9 protein-coding genes and 1 pseudogene are annotated in these 6,462 nt (G+C 59.3%); 9 read left to right on the forward strand and 1 reads right to left on the reverse strand.

Annotation, left to right across the window (positions count from 1 at the left end; all coding sequences use genetic code 11):
• Window positions 1-143: 143 nt before the first annotated feature.
• The 4 genes and pseudogenes from ACTHL0_RS24715 to ACTHL0_RS24730 all read left to right on the forward strand — a co-directional run bounded on the left by ACTHL0_RS24715 (window position 144) and on the right by ACTHL0_RS24730 (window position 2,745).
• Window positions 144-1,325, forward strand: a pseudogene (locus tag ACTHL0_RS24715) (tyrosine-type recombinase/integrase).
• Between the two features lie 43 nt (window positions 1,326-1,368).
• Window positions 1,369-1,569: a hypothetical protein gene (locus ACTHL0_RS24720; protein WP_440569698.1), complete on the forward strand. Its 201-nt coding sequence runs from the start codon at window positions 1,369-1,371 to the stop codon at window positions 1,567-1,569.
• Window positions 1,569-2,012: a hypothetical protein gene (locus ACTHL0_RS24725; protein ID WP_440569699.1), complete on the forward strand. Its 444-nt coding sequence runs from the start codon at window positions 1,569-1,571 to the stop codon at window positions 2,010-2,012. Before ACTHL0_RS24720 ends, ACTHL0_RS24725 begins: the two co-directional genes overlap by 1 nt.
• A complete protein-coding gene (locus ACTHL0_RS24730) occupies window positions 2,002-2,745 on the forward strand; it encodes a DUF1828 domain-containing protein (protein WP_440569700.1) in 744 nt (247 codons plus the stop codon). The genes ACTHL0_RS24725 and ACTHL0_RS24730 overlap by 11 nt, the downstream gene beginning before the upstream one ends.
• A gap of 45 nt (window positions 2,746-2,790) precedes the next feature.
• On the opposite strand, the gene ACTHL0_RS24735 is transcribed toward ACTHL0_RS24730, so the two are convergent.
• On the reverse strand, window positions 2,791-3,018 hold the full coding sequence (locus ACTHL0_RS24735; RefSeq protein WP_440569701.1) for a hypothetical protein: 228 nt from the start codon (window positions 3,016-3,018) through the stop codon (window positions 2,791-2,793).
• Between the two features lie 233 nt (window positions 3,019-3,251).
• Here ACTHL0_RS24735 and ACTHL0_RS24740 point away from each other — a divergent pair, with 233 nt between their 5' ends.
• The 5 genes from ACTHL0_RS24740 to ACTHL0_RS24760 all read left to right on the forward strand — a co-directional run bounded on the left by ACTHL0_RS24740 (window position 3,252) and on the right by ACTHL0_RS24760 (window position 6,014).
• Window positions 3,252-3,614, forward strand: a complete 363-nt coding sequence (locus ACTHL0_RS24740) for a hypothetical protein (RefSeq protein ID WP_440569702.1) — start codon at window positions 3,252-3,254, stop codon at window positions 3,612-3,614.
• A 115-nt stretch (window positions 3,615-3,729) separates the two neighbouring features.
• Window positions 3,730-4,011: a hypothetical protein gene (locus ACTHL0_RS24745; protein ID WP_440569703.1), complete on the forward strand. Its 282-nt coding sequence runs from the start codon at window positions 3,730-3,732 to the stop codon at window positions 4,009-4,011.
• A 165-nt stretch (window positions 4,012-4,176) separates the two neighbouring features.
• Window positions 4,177-4,671, forward strand: a complete 495-nt coding sequence (locus ACTHL0_RS24750; protein WP_440569704.1) for a hypothetical protein — start codon at window positions 4,177-4,179, stop codon at window positions 4,669-4,671.
• A gap of 118 nt (window positions 4,672-4,789) precedes the next feature.
• A complete protein-coding gene (locus tag ACTHL0_RS24755) occupies window positions 4,790-5,422 on the forward strand; it encodes a hypothetical protein (protein ID WP_440569705.1) in 633 nt (210 codons plus the stop codon).
• A gap of 106 nt (window positions 5,423-5,528) precedes the next feature.
• On the forward strand, window positions 5,529-6,014 hold the full coding sequence (locus ACTHL0_RS24760) for a hypothetical protein (RefSeq protein ID WP_440569706.1): 486 nt from the start codon (window positions 5,529-5,531) through the stop codon (window positions 6,012-6,014).
• Window positions 6,015-6,462 lie beyond the last annotated feature (448 nt).

Below are 6,462 nucleotides of genomic sequence, written 5' to 3' on the forward strand. Positions count from 1 at the left end.
CAAAGTTCCAAGCCAGTCAGGGGCTTGCGGCCGGTTCACTTCCCCATCGTTGCCAAAGTTTTTCGACTGACACCCATAATCCACGGGGGTACTTTTCGGGGTACTTTTTGACCGAATGGGTATCGAATACCCCCACGTTTGAGATGCCCTTGACTGACGCTGCGATGCGCGCCGCAAAGCCTCGCGAGAAGGCGTACAAGCTGGCCGACGGCCGAGGCATGTACCTCGAGATGACGCCTAGTGGCGCCAAGTACTGGCGTTTAAAGTACCGCGTCGACGGCAAGGAGCGGGTGCACGCCATTGGCGTCTACCCAACTGTGTCGCTGTTGGCCGCCAGGAAAGCGCGAGACGCCATCAAGGACCAGATCCGCGGTGGCTTAGACCCATCCCACGAGAAGCGCCGCGTGAAGCTCGAGGCCGTCCTGCGCCGCACGAACTCGCTCGAGGCGATCGCCCGCGAATGGCACGAGGCGAAATGTCAGACGTGGAAGCCGAGCTATGCCGACGGCGTGATCGCGCTGATCGAGAAAGAGCTATTTCTGGCGCTTGGCGCTTGGCCGATCGCAGAGATCACGGCGCCCGAGCTGCTCGCCGTGCTTCGAAAGATCGAGGCCCGAGGGGCGTTCGAAATGTCGAAAAGGTCGATGCAACTCGCCGGCCAGGTGTTCCGCTTCGGCGTGGCCACCGGCCGCTGCGAGCGCGACCCGACGCCGGATCTCAACGGGTGCGCTGAAGACCCGGGAGGGTCAATCACATGGCGCGCGTTACCGAGGCTGAGTTGCCCGAACTGATACGCAAAATCGCGGCATACGACGGCGAGTTGCAGACGCGGCTGGCGCTGCAGTTCTTGGCGCTGACGTTCGTGCGGACTGGCGAGATGCGGTTCGCCGAATGGTCAGAGATCGACGAAGCGAAGGCCGAGTGGCGCATCCCGGCCGAACGGATGAAAATGCTGAGCCCGCACATCGTGCCTCTGTCGACGCAGGCGCTCGAGGTGATTCGTCAGCTCAGGGAGCTCAACGGCCGGTGGAAGTGGGTGTTTCCTAGCCAGTCCAACACGCAGAAGCCGATCAGCGAGAACACGGTGCTGTTCGCCGAATACCGCATGGACTACCACTCATGGATGACGGGGCACGGCTTCCGCGGGCTGGCGTCGACGATCCTCAACGAGAACGGCTTCGAGCCCGACTGGATCGAGCGGCAGCTTGCGCACAGTGAGCGCAATGACGTCCGGGCGGCCTATAACCATGCAATACTTGCCGGAGCGGCGCCGAATGATGCAGTGGTGGGGGGATTATTTGCAACAAATTCGAATGGAGCGGTAGGATCCTGCGTATCAGAACAAGGTCGTAATCATCGGGGGTAATCGTGGGCGCTTTCTCTATCTGGCACTGGCTTTTCTTTGCCCTGTTCTTTGGCATCGTCTGGCTCATCCCGGCTTGGATGATCGTGAAGAAGGCTGGTTATAGCCCAGCCTGGTCGCTGTTCGGTTTCATTCCCATCTTGAATGTACTGCTCCTGTGGGTGTTCGCGTTCGCACAGTGGCCTTCGTTGAAGAATCGCATGTGATGGCCGACTGGCTTGAAGCACCGAAGACAGTTCTGAATTGGAGCGGCTTGGCTGCTCGCGCAAACCATGTCGGTCATCTTGTTGGCGTTGGAGAGCTAGCGGAGGCCGATACGGGGATAACGATCCCAGGACTTACATTGCAGGTCGAGGTGAAAGCCCCCCGTGACGTTGCTCGATGCCTGTTTCTGTTCACGATTTTTCAGCTCAAGGGCGGAGTCCGCCTGCGCGCCTACCAGCTGGAAGTCGCGCCTTCGAACAAGCGCACGCACAACGATGTCGCCGGCGCTGTCTACGGACCTCATGAACATCTTGGCGAGGACGTAACCGCGATCCGTCACGAAGATGTAAACTGCGATAACTGGATGGGTTCATTGCAGTGGTTTTTTGATCGCACAGGCATCGAACCTTTCGACATTCCCGACCCGAATTGCCATGGACTGTAACTGGGCCAAAGCTCTTACGACATACGATTGTGCGCCGCTGCGCACAACGGGCGGTCACGCCTGTCTGGAGATCGGCACCCCGTTCAGTCTGCCAGACGGGGCGGCAATCAATGTCTACTTGGTGGAAACACCAAGCACGCTACTGAAGATTAGCGACAACGGAGACTCACTCTTCCAGTTCAGCGGGATGGGGCTGGACGTCTGGTCGCCTCGTCGTCTTGCTGCGATCCGCGAGTTGTTGAAAAAGCGGGGATTGGTTGTCTCGGATGACGGCAACATCTTCATGCTCACGGCTCCCGACCGCGCTGCGGCGGGTTTTGCAAGAGCGGTTACTGGCTTGCTTGCCTTGGCCCAATGGGGCGCGGAACAGCTTGAGGTCGAAGCGCCGGAGCAAGATCTGATTGCAGAAATTGAACCTTATGTCATTGCTCGCAATCCCGCCGCCGTTTTTAAGCGAAATGCCCGCGTTCGGGGGGCAAGCCAGACGATACACAGGTTTGACTTCCAGCACGGAAATGATTTGATTGACGTTATCGCCCCCCATCCGGCCGCCACAGGGGCCGCGTTGCGTAAGGCGGGTGATGTCCAGAACGGACCCTATGCAGAGCGGCTGCGCCCATTGTTTATCGTGGACGATCGCAACGACCCCGCGCATGCCGGGAGTGAAATCGGCATCCTGGCCTCAATGACTCGTGCCGTTCCCGCAAGCCGCGTGATGCATTTGCATCACTGAATCGGGCGACGCACTTGGCATTCAGGCCGCCTCGCGCGGGCTTTTTTACATGTGCAGTACCCCGGACACCGCGTCGGCACGACCGGCACCTCGATCGCCTCTCCGATCCACAGCACCGGCCAGTTCGGCGGCCGTCGAAACCCAGAAAATTCCACAGCATCTCGCCCGCCACTCCTGACCCGGGTCACACAGGTCGCGATCTTCAGCATCAGGATCGACCTCGGGAAGGACCCAGTAGAAGCGGCCGACGATCAGTTGCTTGTCTGCATGCATGGCGGCTCCGTCTGTCATGTATCGACGGAAAGCCTACATGCTGCGACTCCGAGCGCGGATAGGCCGGCGGCGCGCCCAGCGACGTCGAGCGCGTGAGGCTCACTATGTGGACGGTCATGGTCTGCGAGAAAGGGGGCTGCTGCCAATTCGGCTAGTGGTTTGCTCTGCATTGCGTTCCGGCGCTCGTGTCATATGATAAATCGCGCAGCAGACCAAGACACTCGGGGGATTTCATGAATCGCATACTTCTTTCGGCGGTGATCGTTGTCGTCGCATCGTTTAGCGTTTCTGCATATGCAAACTGCATCGGCGGCTCGACGATACAGACATGCACAGATAACAACGGCAACTCATACCAGGTAAATCGGTTTGGCAATACGACGATGGTCAATGGGTACAACGCGCAGACCGGCAGTTCGTGGAACGAAACTGCGAACACCTACGGCAATAGGACAGTCATCAATGGCACGGCGGCCAACGGCGCGAGTTGGAACGAGAACATCACCAATTTCGGAAACGGGACTCGCATGATCGAGGGCACCAATTCCCAGGGGCAATCGTACAGCCACTACTGCACAGCCTACGATTGCAACTGAAGGCAATCGCTGCGGGAATCGTATGCATCGAGACTTCGCGTAGTTGGCGTCCGGCGGGTTTGCCCTAACGAACGAGCGGTTGGAGAGTACACCGCGTAGGCTCGCGACCAGTCGTATGCCTGCGGGCGGGGATGATGGCACACGTGGAGCGAACATACCGAGTTTGCGATGGATTGAACACGATCTTCAGAATCGCAAACAACAACAAGCTGCAAGAAGACGCGCCGACTTCGAGCGCGAGGCCCGCATCAGCCAACTCGACTTCCTGATGCAATCGCCGGCCGCTACCCCGCTGTGGGAGCGCGTCTGCATGCATCAGATGTACGGCGAGATCCGCGCGCGAAGCGACGGCCAGCTTCTTTTGATGGAACTCGCTCTCCTGGAGGCCGCGCGATGACGCATCAGATCCGGTTAGAGGCCGGGCCATTTTCGGTCGAGGCGATCAACATTGCGGAAGGAGGATCTCCCGATTGGCACGTGGCCCTCTGGCGCAATGCGGAACAGGCGGGCGAATCGACTGCATCGTTCGCGATGACCTGCGACGAGGCACGCACCCTCGAAGTTGCGCTCCTGCTCGCGGCCGCTCGCGAACGGGAAGGCTCGCGTTCTGACCACGAGCACACCGTCGAAGACTTTCGCCGACTATGGCATCGACCTGGGATCGAAGAGCGGCATCGAGGTCAAGGTCACATGTTCCCAGTGCTCGGCTGGCCGAAAAAAGAAGAACTACCCGTGCCTGAGCGTCAACACGGACAAGGACCTATGGAACTGCTGGCACTGCGGCCGGAGCGGCACGCTCAAGGGCGGCGAGTGGCAGCGGCCGGAGATCCGCAAGGTCTACCGCCGCCCGGAGTACACGCCGGCCGAACAGGTGCCCGACGGCACGATCGCATGGTTTGCAACTCGCCGCATCGGCCCCGACGTCGTCAGGCGTATCGACGGCATGCTAACAAGTTCACCGACAGTCCGTGAATACAGGCGTGACGAACTTGCAACTCGTCTGCCGTCCAAGTGCGAAGCAACGGGTGCAGCGGAGGCCCGACGATCCTGGAAATGAGGAACGGCTGATGATCCGTTTCGAGCCGTATCGACATGGGCCCGTATAGACAGGGTTGTCTCTCGCAGTGGTGCTACGATGGCGCCCCTCCCATCACACACATAGAGAAAATCGATCAATGGCCTCGGTCAAAATCGATTTGGGTTTTGGTGAACACGCAATCCTCTCCGAACAGGCAGGCTTCGGAACACCGACCGCGAAGCAGCAGTCGGACGCCGAGCAATTTCTGCGGCGCTGGCCGCGGACTCGATCCATCGAACAGGCGCGCGATTACCTCCGGCAACTGCGACTTCACATCGGATACAACCCGCCCGGCGTGAATTCCAGTGATACGAGCGCGCAGCTTCGGGAGGGAGTAAAAAGTGGAAACGTCCTGGTCGTGATCGAGCGCACGGCTGCGGGTGCCGGAGGTGGCATCAGTGCCTCGGGGCCGACGAGAACCCCGTATCCACTCAGCGAGCGCGAGAAAGCCACCTGGGTACCTCCTACTCGGAAATCCTCCTACGCTGACAATCGGCTGCGGAACTACAACGACGTTAGCGCGGATGACTTAATCAACTACATTCAAAGCGTTCTAGGCAATATGCCGACCGAGGCTGCGGCCTCCGACGCTGCTCCGTCGATGCGCAACCGTTCGAGTATGGCGAGGACGCCGCGAGCGATGATCCGATCCAATTGGCGGGCGGAGAAGGAACACCGGGCAACAACCAAGCTCAGAATAAGCAGTTCAAGGCGGTCGTTAGAGCGTTAGGGCTGAACCAAGATCAAGCGCGACGACTTCACGAAGAGATTAGCGGCGAAGGGCTCGGCTATCACGAGATGCTAGAGCGAGGGCAAGATATGTTTGGGGACATCGAATGATGGATGAGAAGGAGTACATCGGCCAGCGCCTCTCGGTCCTGGTAGGACTGAATGTCAGTGGCATCGGCCACGCGGCAGACATGCTAACGGTGCAATTCGGTGCATTGAGGCAGGTCACTAACCTGCGAGGCAAGGTAAAACAGGTAGGCGAGTGGGCGCTGCATATTCAATGCAAGTGGCAGCTCGAACAAGCAGGTGAAGTGGTCGCGACACAAGACGATCTTGCTGGTTCGGATATGGACGCGCACAACGCGACCGCTGGTCTTGAGGAGCGGCTGGTTAGGCATGAACCCACATCGGTCCAAGAGGTATTGGCGGGCGAATTCGGTAACGTGAGCATCGTCCTGTCGCGCGGACGGGCCCGGCGCATTGCCGCGAATGGGACAGCAGATGAAGAAGACTGGCGCTTTTTCGCGCCAGGCGTCGACGCGCCGCATCTGGTGGTCGAAGGAGGCAGGATCGAACCCGGCTCGCTGGAATGAATTTCCGCGTAGCGTTCCGGTAGCACCGTATGAAAAACGACAATCAACATGTCATCGGGTTCGAGGGCGAGCGGCCCACTTTTCACGACGCCGAACTTGTTGGCGTCGATCACCGGCCAACTGAGAGCGAATTACTGCTCTGCTTCAGGCGGGTAGACGGAACGTCTGGTACTTTTCACTTCGCCGGGGGGCGTTTCGCAGCGGGTCGTCGACTTCGCCGAGCAGAACGTTGTCTCGCGCCTTCTCATTTCGCCCACGTAGCGCTTCTCTGCAACCGAGGTCGGACAGTGGTTGCGATGGGTGGTGAGCAGGGAGGATGCTAGTGCGGCATTTTTTGCACCTCAATGGCCAGCACGAATCGCTTACCCATGTCGTGTGCGAGGCGCGAGGTGCGAAAGAGGACGCCGATCTCGAATTGGCGTTTAGACGAGTTTGTGATGGCGACAAC

Origin of the sequence: Trinickia sp., from assembly GCF_051961175.1 — a bacterium.
Classification (GTDB): Bacteria; Pseudomonadota; Gammaproteobacteria; order Burkholderiales; family Burkholderiaceae; genus Trinickia.